The sequence below is a fragment of the Propionicimonas sp. genome (genome assembly GCF_047606205.1).
In the GTDB taxonomy this organism is placed as follows: Bacteria; Actinomycetota; Actinomycetes; order Propionibacteriales; family Propionibacteriaceae; genus Propionicimonas.
This window is the reverse complement of record NZ_JASGES010000053.1, coordinates 1-18,357: the sequence shown is the minus strand read 5'-3', so window position 1 is coordinate 18,357 and position 18,357 is coordinate 1. Positions and strand designations below refer to the sequence as shown.

The window sequence follows — 18,357 nt, the reverse complement described above, 5'->3', positions numbered from 1 at the left end:
CGATCCGCTCGCCGCTCGCCGTCGCCGCCACGCTGCCCCGCGCGCCGAGGGTGAGCACGACGCTGGCCGCGCCGAGCGCGAGCAGGCCGTCGAGGAGCCGGTCGGGGTCGTCGGCCGGGTCCGCCCCGAGCAGGAGTGCCGCCTCGGTCTCGTTCACCACCAGCGGGTCGCAGGCCCGCACCACCTCGCGGTCCAGCGTCACCGCGGGAGCCGCGTTGAGCAGGAACCGGACGCCGCGCCGGCGGCACTCCGCCGCCATGTGCGCGACGCTGTCGAGCGGGACCTCGAGCTGCATCACCACCAGCCCGACGTCGCGCCAGCGGGTCTCGCGCTCGCGCAGCAGGGCCGGCGTGACCGCGGAGTTGGCGCCCTCGCAGACGATGATCGAGTTCTCGCCGTCGGGCGTCAGCAGGATGACGGCCACGCTGGTGGGAGCGTCCACCGCGGCCAGCCCGGAGACGTCGACGCCCGCCTCGGCGAGGGCCCCGCGCAGCAGGTCGCCGTTGCCGTCGCGTCCGACGCACCCCAGGAAGGCGACCTCCGCGCCCAGCCGGGCGGCCGCGGAGGCCTGGTTCGCCCCCTTGCCGCCCGGGACCACGACCAGCTCGGAGCCCGGCAGGGTCTCCCCCGCGAGCGGACGCCGGGCGGTGCGGACGACCAGGTCCGCGTTCGCCGAACCCACCACCAGGACTCGCGACATCGTGCCTCCTCGCCGGTCATTGTGGCACCGTGCGCGTGGATCGTGGCGTCCGGCTTCACCGGGGTACACCTGCGGGGGAGACTGGAACCGACCACGAGCGAAGGAGCAGCGATGACCGACCGCCTCAAGGACCTCTCGGACGCCGGCGTCTCGATCTGGCTGGACGACCTGTCCAGGAACCGGCTGGACAGCGGAAACCTGGCCGACCTGATCGAGAAGGACTCGGTGGTCGGCGTCACCACCAACCCGACGATCTTCGCCGCGGCCCTCGCCCACGGCGATGCCTACACCGAGCAGATCGCCGCGCTGGGGGAGGTGCCGGTGGCCACGGCGATCAAGCACCTGTGCGCGACCGACGTCCGCGCCGCCTGCGAGCTGTTCGCCGCGGTGTACGCCGGCACGCAGGGCTTCGACGGCAGGGTGTCGATCGAGGTCGAGCCCGGGCTCGCCCACGACACGGACGCGACCGTCGCACAGGCCGCGGAACTGCACGCCCTGGTCGGTCGCGACAACGTCCTGATCAAGATCCCGGCGACGCCGGAGGGGCTGCCGGCGATCACGGCGACGATCGCGAGCGGGATCTCGGTCAATGTGACGCTGATCTTCTCCGTGGAGCGCTACCGGGCCGTGATGGACGCCTACCTCGCCGGGCTGGAGCGGGCGGCCGCGGCGGGCCGCGACCTCTCGGCGATCCACTCGGTGGCCTCGTTCTTCATCTCGAGGGTCGACACCGAGGTGGACCGGCGACTGGAGGCCGCCGGTCATCCGGAGCTCGCCGGGAAGGCGGCGATCGCCAACGCCGAGGTCGCGCTCGGTGCGTACGCGGAGGTGTTCGGCTCCGACCGGTTCGCCGCGCTCGCCGCGCGCGGCGCGAACGTACAGCGCCCGTTGTGGGCCTCCACCGGGACCAAGAACCCGGCCTACCCCGACACCCTCTACGTCGGCGGCCTCGTCGCCCGCGGCGTGGTGAACACGATGCCGGAGAAGACGCTGCAGGCGTTCGCCGACCACGGCGAGGTCGGCCCGCGCGTCGAGGGACGCTCCGCGCCCGGCCAGGCGGTGCTGGACGCGGTCGCCGCGGCCGGCGTCGACCTCGACGAGGTGTACGCCGTCCTCGAGGACGAGGGCGTGGACAAGTTCGTGGCCTCCTGGGACGAACTCGTCGCGAGTGTGGAGGCCGCCCAGGCGAAGCTGCGCTGACCGGCGCCACGGTGTCCGGCCCTCGTCGCCGACCACGCCGGGGGCACACTTTGCGATGATGGGAGCACACCCAGCCGAGGAGAACCCGTGATCGTCGCCACCCCCGTCACCGCCGAGGGACAGTCCGCCGCCGCATGGGGTCGCGCCCACTGGATCGGGGTCGCCGACGTCCGTGACGGCGCCGTGGCCGGATGGGCGATCCACGAGGTGGGCTGGGACGTCTCCCACGACGAAGGCACGCACGGCTCGCACCACGCCCGGATCGTCCGCTTCCTCAAGGAGCAGGGCATCGCCGCGGTCGTGGTCGACCACATGGGCCCGGGGATGGTCCAGGTGATGAACACGATGGGAATCCCGGTGCTGCCCGCGACGCCGGGCGACGCGCGGGTGTCCATCATCGCCGCGCTCACCGCGGCGTCCGCCTGATCCGGCACGCACCCGCGGCGGCACCCGTGGTCAGCCGGCCGTCCTGCCTTCAGGCCGCCGGGCGGTCAGGCGCGGACGAGGCCGGACGCGATCTCCAGCAACTCGAGGTAGCCCTCCACCCGCCAGGCCGAGCGGCCAACGAACAGGCCGCCGACGCCCGGAACGGCGAGAGTCTCGGCGGCATTGCGCTGGTTCACCGAGCCGCCGTACAGGATCGCGGCGACCCGCTCCCCGTACTCGGACGCGAGAGCGGCGAAGACCGCCGCGATGTCGCCGGCACGCGCCTCGCGGCCGTGCTCGCCGATCGCCCAGATCGGCTCGTAGGCGATCAGGATGGTCGAGAGGTCGCTCACTCCGGCCAGCGCGGCGTCCACCTGGCCCACGACGTGGTCGACGCTGCCGCCGGCATCGAAGACCGCGCCGGGTTCTCCCACGCACAGCAGCGGACGCAGCCCCTGCCGCAGCGTCGCCCGCACCTTGCGGTTCACCGTGTCGTCGGTCTCGGCGAAGAACTCGCGGCGCTCGGAGTGACCGATCTCGATCAGCTCGGCACCCGCGTCCGCGGCCTGGCCGACCGAGATCTCGCCGGTCCACGCGCCGGCCTCGGCCCAGTGCGCGTTCTGCGCACCGAGCAGCACCGGCGAGTCCTCACCGAGGACCTCGTGCACGGCGGCCAGCACCGTGGCCGGCGGGATCACGAACGGCTGCACCCCCTCCGGGGCTCCGTCGGCCAGCGCCTCGCGGAGCCGGCCGGCGTAGTCGCGCGCCCAGGCCAGGGTCCCGTTCATCTTCCAGCTGGTACCGACCCAGAGCATCAGGGCGCCTCGTAGCCGCAGATCGCGGCGACCTTCGGAGCGGAGGGAGAGGAGGGGTCGAAGGTGTAGTCGAAGAACTCCTTGGCCAGCCGCCTGGCCAGCTCGATCCCGATCACGCGAGCGCCCAGGCAGAGCACCTGGCCGTCGTTGGACAGCACCAGCCGCTCCACGGAGAAGCTGTCGTGGGCGGTGCACGCCCGCACCCCGTTGACCTTGTTGGCCGAGATCGCCATGCCCATCCCCGTGCCGCAGACCAGGACCCCCCGGTCGGCCTCCCCGGACGCGATCAGCTTCGCGACAGCCACCCCGACGTGCGGGTAGGCGGTGTCGTCGTCGGCGCTGCCGACGCCCACGTCGACCACCCGGTCGATCCGCGGGTCCGCGGCCAGGTCGGCGCTGATCCGGTCCTTGTACTCGACGCCGGCGTTGTCCGCGCCGACGGCCACCACATACCCCATGTTCCTTGCTCCTTCTCGGGCCGGCGACTGGCCGGCGATTGGGCGCGCGCCGGCGCGCCCAGTGGTTGGTGGGGCCTCGAGGACCCCTGGGGGCCCGCTCCCCGCGGGGGGGAGGGGGGACCTGCGGGCGCCGGCCTGACCGCCGGCCGGCGTCGCCGCTCAGGCCGGGACGGACTGCCGGTGCTCGATCGACAGCCGCGCGTACTCGGCGGCGACCCGGGTGGACTCCACCATGCTGCCCCCGTTCGCGACGCCCTTGCCCGCGATGTCGAACGCGGTGCCGTGGTCGACCGAGCTGCGCATGAACGGCAGTCCGAGGGTGATCGTGACCGCCTTCTCGAAGTCCAGCGTCTTGCAGGCGATGTGGCCCTGGTCGTGGTACAGCGACAGGATGCAGTCGTGGTGCCCGTCGAGGGCGAACGCGAAGATCGAGTCGGCCGGCAGCGGGCCTCGGGCATTGATGCCCAGAGCCTTGGCGTCCTCGACGGCCGGGATCAGGTGCTCGATCTCCTCGGTGCCGAACATGCCGCCCTCGCCACCGTGCGGGTTGAGCGCCGCGACCGCGATGGACGGGTTCTCGAAGCCGAGGGCGCGCAGCTCGCGGTCGATGTCCTTCAGGTAGGTGAGGGTGCGCTCGCGGGTGATCAGGTCACAGGCCTCGCGCACCGACACGTGCCGGGTCAGGAAGAACACGCGGAGCTTGTGCACGTTGAACATGGTCAGGCCGTAGGTCGAGTTCGTCAGCGCCTGGAAGATCTCGGTGTGCCCGATGAACGGCACCCCGGCGGCCTTCAGCGCCGCCTTGTTGATCGGCGCGGTGGACACGGCGTCCACGCGTCCGGCCATGCCCAGCTCGATGGACTTCTCCAGGTAGGAGTAGGCGCGGATCGCCGCGTCCGCCTGGACCTCGCCGTAGGCGATCCTGGCGCCGGGGGCCGCGCCGGTGTCGAGGAGGTCGATGGTGCCGAACTCGAACCTCGCCTCTTCGGGTTCGCGGATCTCATTGACCTCGATCGTCACGCCCTTCAGCTGCGCGGCCTGCTCGAGGTGCTCGCGCGCCCCGATCACGAACGGCTTGCAGACGTCGTAGATCATCGGCGTGAGCACCGTGTCCAGGACGATCTCGGGGCCGACCCCGGCCGGATCGCCGATCGTGATCGCTGTGACGGGCCTAAGCATGGACTGGTTCATTCCTCTTCACCTTCTCGTCGAAAATCCGGTTCACACACTGGACGGCGGTCAGGTCCGTGCCGGTCATGCCGCCCTTGCACACCACGGGGACGCCGGCGAACGGCCCACCGACCAGGACGCCCTGATCGGCCTGCGGAATCACATAGTCGACCAACCTGATCCCGCTGGCCTCCAGCGCCCGGCACCCGGCGACCATGACGTCGCCGCCGGTGAGGTAGAGGCCGGTCAGCCTCTCCCCCAGCCCGTCGGCGACCAGCCGGCCCAGCTCGCCCAGCCGGGCCGGAACCAGGGCCGCGGCCAGCCCGTGACCGAGGCCAACCTTCCGCTCGAGCTCCTCGAAGTCGACCAGCTGACCGGTCAGCGACGACTCCAGGCCCAGCAGCAGCACCCTCGGTCGCGCCGTCTCCGTGAGCCAGCGCACCTCGGCGAGGATGCGGTCCGCCTCGGCCCTGAACACCGGTTCGTCGGAGACCAGGGGCTGGATCCCGACCCGGATCACGGCCGTGCCCGGAACCGCCCTCAACTGGTCGAGCTGGGCGCGGGTGACGCTCATCGCGCTGCCCGCCACCACGAGCACGGTCCCCTGGTCGGAGGCGGCGGGTTCGGTCCGGATGCCCCGCTCGACCACGGGGGCGGTGTCGACGATGCCGCTGCGGACGGCCATCCGTTCGGTGAAGGCGCCCGGGTCCACGCAGACCACCGGCCAGCCCAGCCGGACCACCGCCATCGCGATCGCGTCGACGTCCTCGATCGAGGTGGCGTCGACGAGGATCGCCCGCGTCCCACCCGACCGCTGCTCGACCAGCGCCGCCTCCAGCGAGTCCGGGCCGGCCAGGACGGCGTCCAGGCCGACCCGCCCGACCGGACCGCTGAACTGGCCGGAGAGCAGGGTGGGCAGATGGGACTCGGTCACGGGGGTGCGGACGTCCGAGGCGACGCCGGTGCGGGCCAGCAGCACCGAGTCGATCAGCGAGTAGCCCCCCACGACGATCCGCCGGGACTGCGGCATCGCGGGTACCACGATGGCCACGTGCTCCTCCCCGAGGGCGTCCAGCATGCCCTCGACCTCCGGGCCGATCCCGCCCCGGCAGGTCGTGTCGATCCGCTTGGCGAACAGCGTCGCACCGCGCTGCCGCAGTTGATCGGCAGCCCTGCGGACCCGCTTGCGCGCCTTCTTGGCAGGCAGCGAGCGCGAGTTGGTGCTGACGATCAGTGCGTCGTGGTCCTCGGCCGTCGCGACGAACGACGGATCGAAGAGCACCGCGGTGTCCACGCCGACCCTGGCGAGCAGGGCGCCCACGGTCGTGGCACCGGTCAGGTCGTCGGCGACGATCCCCAGCTTCGGCATGTCCTCACCACCTTTCGGTCGGGTGTTCGGTCGGTTCGCTCACTTGGCCGCGAGAGCGTGCTCTGCCGCCTTGGGACGGGCCTCGACCAGGGTGAAGATCACCACGAAGGCGAGCAGCAGCACGACCACGAAGTAGCTGAACGCGAACCCGTAGTTGCTGCCGGTGGCGTCGAGCAGCGCGCCGACGATCATCGGGGCGAAGAAGCCGCCCAGGTTGCCGCCGGAGTTGATCACGCTGATCGCGAACGGGTAGGTCTTGTTGTTGGTCAGGCCCATCGGGTAGGCGGTGAACATCGGCCAGCCGATGTTCAGGAAGAAGCCGGTGAGCATCAGGCTGAGCACGATCAGCGCCGTGTTCTGCGGGGCGTTGATGACCGTCACCATCATGACCGCCGCGAAGAACGCGGTGAGCAGCATGGTGGGCTTGCGCCGTCCCTGGAAGACCTTGTCGGAGACCACGCCGCCGGTCATGGCGCCGATCAGGCCACCGACCGCAGGAGCGGCGGCGATGAAGCCGGTGCTGGTGAGGTCGAAGTGGCGGGCCTGGACGAGGTACAGCGGCACCCAGGTGAGCAGGCCGTAGTTCACGTTGTTCATGAAGAAGTAGGCCAGCGTGTCGCCCCACACGTTCCAGGACCGCAGCACCTGGCCGTTCGTCTCCAGCTTGTCGACGTCCTTGAGCCGGATCAGCTTGTCCAGCCAGCCCATCGGGCGGAACTCGGTCTTCTTGGCCTCGACCGTGGTGTCGTAGATGTGCGCGACCTCCGCGGCGTTCACCCGGGGGTGCTGCTCGGGGCGGTTGCGGACGATGAACCACCACACCGCCGCCATCAGGACCCCGGGAACGGCGAACCAGAAGAACACCGAACGCCAGCCCGTGGCCGAAGCGATCGCGATGGCGATCGCGGGCACGATGATCGGGGCGAACTGGGTGGAGGCGATGTAGAGACCGGTCGCCGTACCCTTCTCCCGCGGGGGGAACCACGCGTTGACGGTGGAGGTCATGCCCACCGGCACCGGGCCCTCGGCGAGGCCGAGCAGCAGGCGCAGCACGAGCAGCCCGACCGCGGCCATCGTGAAGCCCATCAGGAACGTCACGATGGAGAAGGCCAGGATCGCGATGGACACGATCGCCCGGGTGCCCTTCTTGCCGATCACCAGGCCGGCCGGGATCTGCGAGACCGCGTAGCCGAGGAAGAAGAAGCTCGAGATCGCTCCGGAGGTGAAGTTGTCGATGTGGAACTCGGCCTTCACGAAGGGCAGCACCGCACCGATGTTGGAGCGGTCGGCCATGCAGATCACATAGCCGGCGAAGATCGTGGCCATGACCACCCAGCGGTAGCGGGTGGCCTTTGCTGATGCTGCTGCCGTCCTCGACAGCTCTGGGCTCGCGCCCGTCGAAAGTGCCATGTGGTCTCCAATTCTCGTCGTTCCCGGGCGTGCCTCGCGCTTCCTCGGTGAAGCCGGTGGACGCGTCCCGCAGGTTGCGTGTATGTCGCGAGGGAAGAGCGTCGCTACCCTTTGCTCGCTTCAATCACTTCTTCGGCCATAATGATCGAATAGAGCAGGCTTGCTGTCAAGAGGGCCCGTGAAGTTGGTCATCGCGTGCAACAACAGGCGCACGCATGATCGAACCGCGCATTCCTCACTGAGCGCCGGCGATGACGATCGGGCCTCCGTGCCATGATCGAGGCGGTGCCCGCCACCACCCTGCCGGAAAGGAGATACGGTCCTCACGATGACCAGCCAGACCGCAGCCGAGACGACCGCCGTGGCCGACGCCGATTCCGGCCAGGGAACCAAGGGCCAGCGGCGTCGCCAGCGCATCCTCGCCATGCTCACGTCCGACCCGGACGCGAACCTGTCGGTCACCGACCTGTCCGAGGCCTTCGGGGTGTCGGTGGCCACCATCCGCCGCGACCTGTCCCACCTCCAGGACCAGCGCCTGGTCACCCGCACCTACGGCGGCGCCGCGCTGCAGCACCACCCCAGGGCCGAGCTGAACATGGCCGAGCGGGGAGCCACCCACACCGAGGCGAAGACAGCCATCGGCAGGGCGGCCGCCGGCCTGGTCGAGGACGGCGACCTGCTGATTCTCGACTCGGGCTCGACCACGGAGCAGCTCGCGATCGCCCTCGGCGACCGGCCGATCTCCGTGATCACCAACGGCCTGCGTGTCGTGCATCGGCTGGTGGCCTGCGAGCGGGTCCGGGTGACCGTCCTTGGCGGCTCCCTGCGCGGCTTCAACGAGACGATCTACGGCGCCGACGCCGAGGAGATGCTCGGCCGGATCTGCGCGACGACGGCATTCATCGGCACCGATGCGATCGACCCGCTGCGCGGCATCACCTCCCGCACCTACGAGCAGGCCCGGCTGAAGTCGGCCATGCTCCGGCAGACCGAGCAGGTCTACCTCGTCGCCGACTCCTCCAAGCTCGGCGAGCACCCTCCGTTCCAGTACTGGTCGACGCTGCCGCGGGCCTGGGGCCTGATCACCGACGACGGCGCCGATCCGGCCACGCTGGCCGAACTGCGACAGGCGGGCGCCACCTCGATCATCGTCGCACCCACGCACGGCTGACCATCGGCCGCGATCATCACTGGATGATCGTTTCGCGCATCCTGTCTCTTCCTGCGTTCGCGCCGCTCGTCGAGAGCGGGATTCTTGACAGTCCAGATGCGCGATGCAATCATCCTGGAGTTGTAGATGCGCGAAACGCGCACGCAGTGATCGGGCGGCCCTGCCGTCCGCCAGAAGGAGGCCCGCGGCATGCAGAGCGACGACGCGACGCCCGCAGCGGCCGGGCGCGGTGCCGGCGTCGAAGCCGTCCATCGCCCTCGTCGCGACCTCAAGGGTGACCACCGGCGCGGCCGGATCATCGAGCTGCTCTCGCCGGACGGGGCGGACAGCGTCACGGTCGGTGGCCTCGCCGACAGCTTCGGGGTCTCCGAAGCCACGATCCGCAGGGACCTCGCCCACCTCGAGGACCGCGGGCTGATCACACGCACCTACGGCGGTGCAGCGATCTCCCGGCCCCGCGCCGAGCTGAGCATGCCGCAACGCGAGTCCACGCACGCCCGGGCCAAGAGGTCGATCGGAAGGGCAGCGGCCGGCATCGTCGAGGACGGCGATCTGGTCATCCTCGACGCCGGCTCCACCACGGAGCAGGTCGCCGCGGCGATCGGCAACCGCCCGGTCTCGGTCGTCACCAACGGGCTGCGCGTGATCAACCGCCTGCTGCCTTTCGAGCACACCAGCGTGCTCGTCCTCGGCGGCGCCCTGCGAGGTTTCAACGAGACCATCTCCGGGCCGGACGCCGAGACCATGCTGAGCCGCGTCTACGCCCGGTTCGCCTTCATCGGCGGCGACGGTGTCCACCCTCAGCGCGGCGTGGCCTCCCGCACCTACGAGCAGTCCCGGATCAAGTCGCTGATGATGGAACGGGCAGCGGACGTCTTCGTCGTCGCCGACTCCTCCAAGCTCACCGACGAGAGCTTCCCCTACTGGTCCGCGCTCCCGCAGGAGTGGGGGCTGATCACAGACCGCGGCGCCGACCGCGCAGCGCTGGCCGCACTGCGGCTCGCCGGCGCCACCGACATCATCACCACCGAACCGGAGTAGCCATGCCCCAGATGAAGCAAGCCGTCCTCTACCAGCCCAACGACCTGCGGGTGGTCGAGCGCGCCGTCGGCGAGCTCGGCGACGGCGAGGTGCTGATCAAGGTGACCGCCGCGCTGCTGTGCGGCACCGACCTGCGCATCTACACCGGGCGCAAGACCAAGAACGTGACCCTGCCCTCGGTCCTCGGCCACGAGACGGCCGGCATCGTGGTGGACGCGAACGGACCACTCCCCGAGGGCGTCTCGCTCGGCGGCCAGGTGTGCATCTACCCCCTCGTGGCGTGCGGGCAGTGCGTCGCCTGCCGCAAGGGCCACCCCAACATCTGCCGCAACCGGGTGGCGTTCGGCTACCAGCTGGACGGCGGGTTGTCCCAGTACGTGCGGGTGCCGGCGAACGCGCGGCAGAACATCGTCCCGCTGGCCGGGGTGAGCGCACCCGAGGCCGCGCTCGTCGAGCCGCTCGCCTGCGCCCTCAACGGCCAGAACCTCGCGAAGGTGCAGGGTGCCGACGCGATCCTCGTCGTGGGTTGCGGCCCGCTCGGCCTGATGCACATCCGGCTGGCGAAGGCGCAGGGCGTGCACACCGTGATCGCCGTCGACCCCAACGAGGCCCGCCACGACATCGCCCGCGCGTCGGGGGCCGACCTCGTCCTGGTCCCCGGCGAGGACACCCCCGCCCGGGTGCTGGCGGCCACCGACGGCGGCGTGGACGTGGTGATCCTGGCCATCGGCCGGGTGGAGGCGCTCACGCCGTACCTGGGCATCCTCGCGCCCGGTGCCCGGATCTCCGCCTTCGCCGGCTTCAACACCGGCGACGTGCTGAGCATCGTCGCCAACGACATCCACTACAACGAGTACGAGGTGGTCGGCGCCTCCAGTTGCCGGCTGGAGAACTTCCATGCGGTCGCCGGCCTCGTGACCGCAGGCAAGCTGCAGGTCGCCGACCTCGTCGGCACCCAGTTCCCGCTCGACCAGGTGGTCGAGGCGCTCGACCTGGTCGCCTCCGGCAAGGACCTCCGGGTCGGCGTCGACCCCTGGCTGTGAACCCCGAACGAATCACACGAAACCGAAAGAGAGAACCGTGAGCATCTTCGAACTCAATCCTGTCGGCACCACCTCGGCGCTGGGCCGCGAGATCCGGCTGCGCCGGATCATGGGCGCCGACGGCCGCCTGATGACGGTGGCCCTCGACCAGGCCGTCCCCCGAGGCGTGGCCCCGCGGCTCGCCGACCTCAAGAGCGTCTTCGACAAGATCGTCGAGGGCGAGCCGGACGCGTTCACCGTGTTCAAGGGCGTCGCCGGGCACCTGCTGTCCGGAAGGGAGAAGCAGCTCCCCCTGATCATCAAGGGCTCCACCTTCTGCGTGGACTTCCACCCCACCTATGACGCCACCATCGGCCAGGTCTCCGACTGCCTGAGGCTCGGTGCGGACGCGATCGCGGTCGGCATCTCCGCCGGCTCCCAGCACCAGGTCGCCATGCTCGAGATGCTCAGCGCCGTCACGGAGGAGGCGCACAAGTGGGGCCTGCCGGTGGTCTGCCACGCCTACCCCAGCGGCGAACTGTGGGGAGACCGCAAGGGCAGCACCGAATCGGTGGTGTACGCGGCCCGCGCCGCCGCCGAGTGCGGCACCGACATCGTGAAGACCTGGTACACCGGCTCGGCCGAGGAGTTCCGCAAGGTCGTCGACGCCACCCCGACCATCGTGGTCGCGGCCGGCGGCGCCCCCGCGCACGAGCCGATCGACGTGCTCAACCAGGCCGCCGCCGTGATGGACGCCGGCGGCGCCGGCATGACCGCCGGCCGCAACATCTGGGGCTCCGACGATCCGGCCGGCATGGTGCGGGCCCTCAAGGCCGTCATCCACGACGGCGCCAACCCCGGTGATGCGCTGAAGCTGCTCGGCTGATCCGTCCCCTCGTCCAGGGAGCTCAACGATGAGTACCTACCTCGGTATCGACCTCGGCACCTCGGCCACCAAGGGCGTCATCCTCCGCGATGACGGCACGGTGGTCGCCCGCGCCCGCGCGCCCCACCCCGACTCGCGTCGGGGGCGCCCGGGCCGGGCAGACCCGGCGGCGTGGGAGCAGTCCCTCGTCGCCGTCTGCCTCCAGCTCGCCCCGGAGCTGGCCGGTGTCGCCGGGGTGGGCATCGACACGCACTGTCCCACCGTGGTGCCGCTGGGTGCGAACGGCCGTCCGGTCGCCCTCGGCGTCACCTGGGACAACCCCGCGCTGGTTGCCTACTTCGACCGGTACAGCGCCCGCCGCGACCCGGCGGACGTGCGGTCGACCGGGAACCACCCGTCGCCGTCGACCTTCGCCGCGGTGGCGTACCACTACCTGAGAGAGGCCGAGCCGGAGGCGTTCGCGCAGCTGGTGACGCTCGGCTTCGCCGGGACGTGGCTCGGCCGGCTCCTGACCGGCGAGGTCGCGATGGACCCGACCCAGGCGTCCTACTCCGGGGTCTTCGACACGATCGCCGACGATCCCGCCTGGCTGTCCGGCGCTCTCGCCGACCTCGGGATCGAGGCGTCCGTCCTGCCGCCGGTACGGCAGCCCATGGACCTCCTGGGCACGGTGTCCTCGACGTTCGCGGAACTCGCCGGGATGCCGCTGGGGATCCCGGTGACCGTCGGCTGCGCCGACACCCCCGCCGCCTCCTATGCACTCGGCACGGGACCCGGTACCCGTCCCTTCCTGATCATGGGCACCACCCACGTGGTGAACAGCTGCCTGGCCGCACCGGACCTGCGGGCCCGCGCCTTGCAGCGCCGCGGCGTCCGGCCCGGCGAGTGGCTGATCAACGGCGTCACCAACGGTGGCGACGCGCTCGCCAGCGCGGCGGCCGTGTTCGGCTACGGCGACAAGGAGTCGGCGGTCGCGGAACTGGTTCGTCTCGGCGCAGGGATCGACGGCGACGAGGTGCTCACCGCGCCGTTCTTCGTGCCCCACGTGATGCCGGAGCGCGGCCCGTTCTGGTTCGAGCAGCCGTGCGCGGGCCTGACCGGGCTGCACCGCTCGACCACGCGGGCCCAACTGGCCCGTGGCGTCCTGGACGGCGTGATCTTCGCCGACCGGATGGTGCTGGAGGCGACCATCCCTCCGGGCGAGGACGTCATCTACCTCACCGGCGCGTTCGGCGAGGACCCGGTGCTTCCCCAACTCCTGGCCGACGCCACCGGGCGCACCTTCGACGTCGCCCTCGAACCCGACCTTCCGGCCATCGGCGCCGCGGCCATGTGCGCCGAAGCGGTGGGCCGCCCCACCCGGTGCCGGCTGTCCACCAGCCGCGTCCGGCCCAGGCCGGAGAGCGCCGCGCTCATGGAACAGCGCTGGCAGTCGTTCCGTGCCCAGTGGTCGACGCTCAGCGGCCGCGAGCCGCTGCCTCCCCTGTCCCCCACCCGACCGCACGATGCCCTCGCGAGGAGCTGATCCGATGTCCCTGCCCCACCTGTACGTTGCCCGCACCCTGACCCCGTCCGTGATGGGAGAACTCACCGACCTCGGCCTGCCGCTGATCGTGGGCGAGGAGGCACCGCCGGCCCGGGAGCGGCTGCTGGCCGACGTGGCCGGGGCGTCCGCGGCGATCGTCACGCTCACCGAGCGGGTCGACGCCGAGTTCCTGGACGCGGCCGGCCCCGCGCTGAAGGTCGTGGCGAACGTCGCCGTCGGCTACGACAACATCGACCTCGCCGCTGCGGCGGCCAGGGGCGTCGTGGTCTGCAACACCCCTGGCGTCCTCGACGAGGCGACCGCCGACCACACCTTCGCCATGCTGCTGGCGATCACCCGCCGGGTGGTGGAGGCGGATCGGTTCGCCCGCACCGGCCGGCCATGGATCTGGGGCCCGAACATGCTGGTCGGCCTCGACATCAGTGCCGGGGCGACGCTCGGGATCGTCGGCTTCGGCCGGATCGGGCGGGCCGTTGCACGCAGGGCGCAGGCCTTCGGCATGCGGGTGACCACCAGCGACCCCGGCCTGCGCATCGGCGCGTCCGTGAACGGCGTCGAGGTGATCGAGGCGGACACCCTGCTCGAGACCTCCGAGGTGGTCTCCCTGCACGTGCCACTGCTGCCGTCCACCCGGCACCTGATCGACGCCGCGGCGCTGTCCCGGATGAAGCCCGGGTCGTACCTCGTCAACGCGGCGCGAGGCGGCGTTGTCGATGAGACGGCGCTGATCGACGCCCTGCGCTCGGGGCATCTCGCCGGCGCAGCGCTGGACACCTTCGAGGGCGAGCCGGCGATCAATCCGGAACTGACGACCCTGGAGAACATCGTCCTGCAGCCGCACATCGCCAGCGCCGGCGACCGCACCCGCGACAACATGTGCCGCCTCGCCGTGCGCAACGTGACGCGAGTGCTCGCCGGAGAGCCGGCCGAGACGCCCGTCCCGCTACCCTGACCCGATGGGCCTCACCATCGTCTGCGCGCCCGACTCGTTCAAGGAGTCGATGAGTGCGATGACTGCCGCCGTCGCCCTCGCTGAGGGCGTCCACCGGGTCGTTCCGGACGCCGAGTGCCGGCTGGTGCCGATGGCCGACGGCGGCGAGGGCACCACCCAGACCCTCGTCGACGCGCTCGGCGGCGAACTCCTCCACGCCTCCTGCGTGGACGCGCTCGGCCGGCCCGCACGAGCCAGCTACGGCTGGGTGGCCGAGCGTGGCCTGGCCGTCATCGAGGTCGCCGCGGCCTGCGGGCTCGCCCAGGTCGCGCCGGGCGAGCGGGACGTGCGTGCGGCGACCAGCCGCGGGGTCGGCCAGCTGTTCCGGCACGCCCTCGACCGCGGCGCGCGGCGGTTCCTGGTCGGGCTGGGCGGATCGGCGTCCAATGACGCCGGCGCCGGCCTGCTCGCGGAGCTGGGCGTCCGGTTCCTCGACGCGGACGGTGCCGACCTGCCGCCCGGAGGAGCCGCGCTGGCCCGGCTGGACCACCTCGACCTCACCGGCCTCGACCCGCGGGTGGCGCAGTGCCACGTCGATCTCGCCTGCGACGTCGACAATCCGTTGCTGGGGAGTTCGGGCGCCAGCCACGTCTTCGGTCCGCAGAAGGGCGCCGATCCCGACACCGTGCGCGACCTGGACGCGGCCCTGACCCGTTGGGCGGACGTCGTCGAGTCCGCGCTGGGGCGCAGCGTCCGCGACCGCCCCGGCGCGGGGGCGGCCGGGGGCCTCGGCGCAGCCTTCCTCGGCTTCTTCGACGCCGCGCCGCGACCCGGCGTCCAACTGGTCGCCGACGCGGTCGGGCTCGCGTCCACCGTCGTGGGAGCCGACTGGGTGTTCACCGGCGAGGGCCGGATCGACGCCCAGACCCGGCACGGCAAGACCCCGTGGGGGGTGACAACGCTCGCCCGCGCGGCCGGCGTGCCGGTGGTGCTGTTCGGCGGTCAGGTCGACCCGTCCGCCGCGGCGCTGCGCGACGAGGTCGCACTGCTCGTCCCGATCTCGGCGCACGCCCCGAGCCTCGCCGATGCGCTCGCGCGCGGGCCGGAATACCTCGCCCGCGCCACCGAGGCCGTGGTGCGGCGACTGGTGGACGCCCCGGGCCCGTGACCGGCTGGGCAGCCGCGCCGACTCACCAGCGCGGCCAGCGCAGGACCAGGTCCGCCCGGTCGCGGTGGCCAAAGACGAGCCGGGCGTTGGTCTCGTCGGGGCCGAGGGCGTGGCGGCGCGCGTGCTCGGCCGGCTTGCCGAAGCGCTCGTGGCGTTCGACCAGCCGCTCGATCCGCAGGGACTCGCTGGGCGCCTCCAGGAACCAGACCTCGTCGATCGACGCGCGCGCCTCCCGCCACGCCGGGTGGTCGTACAGCAGGTAGTTGCCCTCGGTGACCACCACCGGCGTCGATCGGGGGACGGCGATCGCGCCCGCCACCGGGTCCTCGATCTCCCTGCGGTACTCCGGCGCGTAGACGACCGGCCCGGTGTCCTCCCGGAGCCGCCGCAGCAAGGCCGCGTAGCCGTCCGGGTCGAAGGTGTCCGGGGCGCCCCTGCGGTCGGCCCGGTCGTCGACCGCGATCACCGACCTGGCGAGGTGGAAGCCGTCCATCGGAACCACGACGGCGGTCCCGGACACGTCCGCGTTGAGCCGCGCCACGAGCATCGCCGCCAGCGTCGACTTCCCCGCGCCGGGAGCCCCGCACACCCCGACGACGATCCGCGTCCGCGACCCGGCCGCCGTCCGCACCCGCCGGGCGAGGGCGTCCAGATCCACCTCCACGGTCTCCACCCTGCCATCCTCCCGGCTCGGCGCCACCCGAGCAGCTAGGGGGCTGCTGAACAATGCTGTTCCGAGCGAGGACGTGCCGGGCGGGATGAGCGGCAAGGCCACATCTTGCGGGTGATAGTGGTCCTATGCCCCAAGGTGCGGCCGCAGCAGATCGCCCGATCCGGCGCGCCGCAGCCGGGACATGATTGTTCAGCAGTCTCCTAGGACTCCCGCGAGTCCGCGCCGCCGGCGGGGCCGGCACCAGGGAGCTCGCCGCAGGCGGACGGGTCGAGACGGACGCGGAGGGTGGCGGGCGGATGCGCGTGGGAGGCGATCGCCGGGGTCCGCACGCGGGCCTGCTCGCCGGAGGGCAGCCGGACGGTCAGCTCACTGCCCCCACGCCGGGCCTGCGCCTGCAGGACCGCGACCTCGACCCCGTCGCCGGCCACGACGAGCCCGTCCGGTCCGACGCCGACCAGTGGCGGCGCGTCCGGCCAGCCCAGGGTCGCCGCCTCGGCGGCGGAGAGGAACGGTCCGTAGCCGAGGAACTCCGCGACCTCGCGCGAGGCCGGCGTCCGCCACAGCGTGTCCGGGTCGGCCAGCTGCAGGACCGCGCCGCGGGCCAGCACCGCCACCCGGTCGGCGATCGCGAAGGCCTCGTCCTGGTCGTGGGTCACGTAGAGGGCCGGGACGCCCGTCGCGCGCAGGGTCTCGTCCAGGACGCCCACGAGATGCTCGCGCAGCCCTCGGTCCAGCGCGGACAGCGGCTCGTCGAGCAGCAGCAGCCGCGGATCGGCGGCCAGCGACCGGGCCAGCGCCACCCGCTGCGCCTCTCCGCCGGACAGTGCGGTCACCGGACGCCGGCCGTAGCCCGCGAGCCCGACCAGTTCCAGCAGTTCGGCCACCCGCCGCTCCCGCCGCGCCCTCGGCGCGCGGGCCAGGGCGTAGCCGACGTTGCCCGCGACCGACAGGTGCGGGAAGAGCTGGCCGTCCTGGAACATCACCACGAAGGCCCGCTTGTGGACGGGCACCCCGGCCAGGTCCTCGGCGTCCCAGCTCACCGAGCCGCCGGCCAGCGGTTCGAGCCCCGCGACCGCCCGTAACAGCGACGACTTCCCCGACCCGGACGGGCCGAGCAGCGCCACCACCTCCCCGGGCTCGACCGACAGCGACACCCCGTCGACGGCCGTCACCGGCCCGTAGCGGACGACCGCGTCGCGCACCTCGAGGCCGCTCACCACGGGTTCACCTCCTTCGGCCCGACCCACTCCGCCAGGCCCATCGCGAGGGCCGCGAAGGCCGCCAGCACCACGGATGCTGCCATGGCCGCGCCGAAATTCTCCGCGCCGGGCCGTCCGATCAGCTGGAAGATCACCACCGGCAGGGTCGGACGGTCCGGTCGGGCGAGGAACGACGTGGCTCCGAACTCGCCCAGGCTGGTCGCGAACGCGAAGCCGAGCGCCAGCCCCAGCCCACGCAGCGCGAACGGCGCGTCGATCGTCGCGACGATCCGCCGCGGGGTCGCGCCGAGGGTGGCGGCGACCTCGTGCAGCCGCGGATCGATCGCCCTGAGCGTGGGCAGCAGCGTCCGTACCACGAGCGGGAGTGCCACCAGCGCCTGCGCGATCGGGATCAGCAGCCAGTTGGAGCGCAGGTCGAGCGGCGGGCGGTTCAGCGTGATCAGGAACCCGAAGCCCACCGTCACCGCGGACACGCCCAGCGGCAGCATGAAGGCCGCGTCCACCGCTCGCATGAACCGACGACCCGGCGCGGACGCGGGCCGTCGGGACAGCACGTAGCTGACCATCAGGCCCAGGCACACCGCGATCGCCGTGGCGGCCAGCGCGGTGCCGAGGGAGTTCAGCAGCGACTGCCACACGCTCACCGTCAGGGTTCCCGCCGTGCCGGCGAGGGCGCGGTAGTTGGCCAGCCCCACCCCGTCGACGGTGAGGAAAGAGCGCCACACCAGCGAGCCCATCGGGAGGACCAGCAGGCCGAGCACGACGACCGCGGTGACCGCGGCGGCCGGCCGGTCGGACGCGCGCAGCGGCGCGTCCACCGGGTTGCCGGACAACCGCAGCGCCCGTTCCTGCCGCGCGCGGGCCGATCCGGCGAGGATCAGGGACGCGCTCACGACGAGCAATTGGAGGATCGACAGCGCGGCCGCGGCGGGCAGGTCCAGCAGCTGGGTGGTCTGGTACCAGATCTCGGTCTCGACCGTGCCGTAGCTCTCCCCGCCCAGCACCAGCACCACCCCGAACGCGGACGCGCAGAAGAGGAACACCAGGGCGGCTCCGGACGCGATCGCGGGCGCCAGCGCGGGCAGCGTGACCGTGGCCAGGACGCGCCACCGCCCGGCCCCGAGCGTGCGCGCGGCCTCGGCCGCGCGCGG

At 72.1% G+C, this 18,357-nt stretch carries 18 protein-coding genes; 9 read left to right on the top strand and 9 right to left on the bottom strand.

Annotated features, from left to right (window positions below; genetic code table 11):
* The coding region (locus QM633_RS03580; protein WP_415152358.1) for a ribokinase at positions 1-700 on the bottom strand (700 nt) is incomplete at its 3' end.
* Positions 701-811: 111 nt separating this feature from the next.
* On the opposite strand from QM633_RS03580, the gene tal reads away from it, so the two are divergent.
* Complete coding sequence (gene tal / locus QM633_RS03575; RefSeq protein ID WP_415152357.1) at positions 812-1,900, top strand: transaldolase; 1,089 nt, start codon at positions 812-814, stop codon at positions 1,898-1,900.
* Between the two features lie 87 nt (positions 1,901-1,987).
* Complete coding sequence (locus QM633_RS03570) at positions 1,988-2,326, top strand: NifB/NifX family molybdenum-iron cluster-binding protein (protein ID WP_415152356.1); 339 nt, start codon at positions 1,988-1,990, stop codon at positions 2,324-2,326.
* A gap of 65 nt (positions 2,327-2,391) precedes the next feature.
* Here QM633_RS03570 and QM633_RS03565 read toward each other — a convergent pair whose 3' ends face one another.
* The 5 genes from QM633_RS03565 to QM633_RS03545 form a co-directional block, all read right to left on the bottom strand.
* Complete coding sequence (locus QM633_RS03565) at positions 2,392-3,141, bottom strand: triose-phosphate isomerase (RefSeq protein ID WP_415152355.1); 750 nt, start codon at positions 3,139-3,141, stop codon at positions 2,392-2,394.
* Complete coding sequence (locus tag QM633_RS03560) at positions 3,141-3,599, bottom strand: ribose-5-phosphate isomerase (RefSeq protein ID WP_415152354.1); 459 nt, start codon at positions 3,597-3,599, stop codon at positions 3,141-3,143. Before QM633_RS03560 ends, QM633_RS03565 begins: the two co-directional genes overlap by 1 nt.
* 159 nt (positions 3,600-3,758) lie before the next feature.
* Positions 3,759-4,778 carry a 4-hydroxythreonine-4-phosphate dehydrogenase PdxA gene (gene pdxA, locus QM633_RS03555; protein ID WP_415152353.1) on the bottom strand — a complete coding sequence of 340 codons (1,020 nt, stop codon included), beginning with the start codon at positions 4,776-4,778 and terminating at the stop codon, positions 3,759-3,761.
* Positions 4,771-6,138, bottom strand: coding sequence for a four-carbon acid sugar kinase family protein (locus tag QM633_RS03550; protein WP_415152352.1), 1,368 nt, complete (start codon positions 6,136-6,138; stop codon positions 4,771-4,773). The genes pdxA and QM633_RS03550 overlap by 8 nt, the downstream gene beginning before the upstream one ends.
* A gap of 39 nt (positions 6,139-6,177) precedes the next feature.
* Positions 6,178-7,548 (bottom strand): MFS transporter, encoded by a 1,371-nt coding sequence (locus QM633_RS03545; RefSeq protein ID WP_415152351.1) that lies wholly within the window; start codon positions 7,546-7,548, stop codon positions 6,178-6,180.
* A gap of 328 nt (positions 7,549-7,876) precedes the next feature.
* Between QM633_RS03545 and QM633_RS03540 the strand changes: the two genes are divergently transcribed.
* The 7 genes from QM633_RS03540 to QM633_RS03510 all read left to right on the top strand — a co-directional run bounded on the left by QM633_RS03540 (position 7,877) and on the right by QM633_RS03510 (position 15,313).
* The gene (locus QM633_RS03540; RefSeq protein ID WP_415152350.1) at positions 7,877-8,719 is read left to right on the top strand and encodes a DeoR/GlpR family DNA-binding transcription regulator; all 843 of its coding nucleotides are present in this window, start codon (positions 7,877-7,879) and stop codon (positions 8,717-8,719) included.
* Between the two features lie 189 nt (positions 8,720-8,908).
* Positions 8,909-9,760 (top strand): DeoR/GlpR family DNA-binding transcription regulator, encoded by an 852-nt coding sequence (locus QM633_RS03535; RefSeq protein ID WP_415152349.1) that lies wholly within the window; start codon positions 8,909-8,911, stop codon positions 9,758-9,760.
* Between the two features lie 11 nt (positions 9,761-9,771).
* The gene (locus tag QM633_RS03530; protein ID WP_415152348.1) at positions 9,772-10,803 is read left to right on the top strand and encodes an alcohol dehydrogenase catalytic domain-containing protein; all 1,032 of its coding nucleotides are present in this window, start codon (positions 9,772-9,774) and stop codon (positions 10,801-10,803) included.
* 37 nt (positions 10,804-10,840) lie between these two features.
* Positions 10,841-11,668: a class I fructose-bisphosphate aldolase gene (locus tag QM633_RS03525; protein WP_415152347.1), complete on the top strand. Its 828-nt coding sequence runs from the start codon at positions 10,841-10,843 to the stop codon at positions 11,666-11,668.
* A gap of 28 nt (positions 11,669-11,696) precedes the next feature.
* Positions 11,697-13,193 (top strand): xylulokinase, encoded by a 1,497-nt coding sequence (locus QM633_RS03520; RefSeq protein WP_415152346.1) that lies wholly within the window; start codon positions 11,697-11,699, stop codon positions 13,191-13,193.
* Between the two features lie 4 nt (positions 13,194-13,197).
* A complete protein-coding gene (locus tag QM633_RS03515; RefSeq protein ID WP_415152345.1) occupies positions 13,198-14,166 on the top strand; it encodes a 2-hydroxyacid dehydrogenase in 969 nt (322 codons plus the stop codon).
* 4 nt (positions 14,167-14,170) lie between these two features.
* A complete protein-coding gene (locus QM633_RS03510) occupies positions 14,171-15,313 on the top strand; it encodes a glycerate kinase (RefSeq protein WP_415152344.1) in 1,143 nt (380 codons plus the stop codon).
* 22 nt (positions 15,314-15,335) lie between these two features.
* Here QM633_RS03510 and QM633_RS03505 read toward each other — a convergent pair whose 3' ends face one another.
* The 3 genes from QM633_RS03505 to QM633_RS03495 all read right to left on the bottom strand — a co-directional run.
* A complete protein-coding gene (locus QM633_RS03505; RefSeq protein ID WP_415152343.1) occupies positions 15,336-15,986 on the bottom strand; it encodes a nucleoside/nucleotide kinase family protein in 651 nt (216 codons plus the stop codon).
* Positions 15,987-16,186: 200 nt separating this feature from the next.
* Positions 16,187-17,206 (bottom strand): ABC transporter ATP-binding protein, encoded by a 1,020-nt coding sequence (locus QM633_RS03500; RefSeq protein WP_415152342.1) that lies wholly within the window; start codon positions 17,204-17,206, stop codon positions 16,187-16,189.
* The coding region (locus QM633_RS03495; protein WP_415152341.1) for an ABC transporter permease at positions 17,200-18,357 on the bottom strand (1,158 nt) is incomplete at its 5' end. The genes QM633_RS03500 and QM633_RS03495, both read right to left, overlap by 7 nt.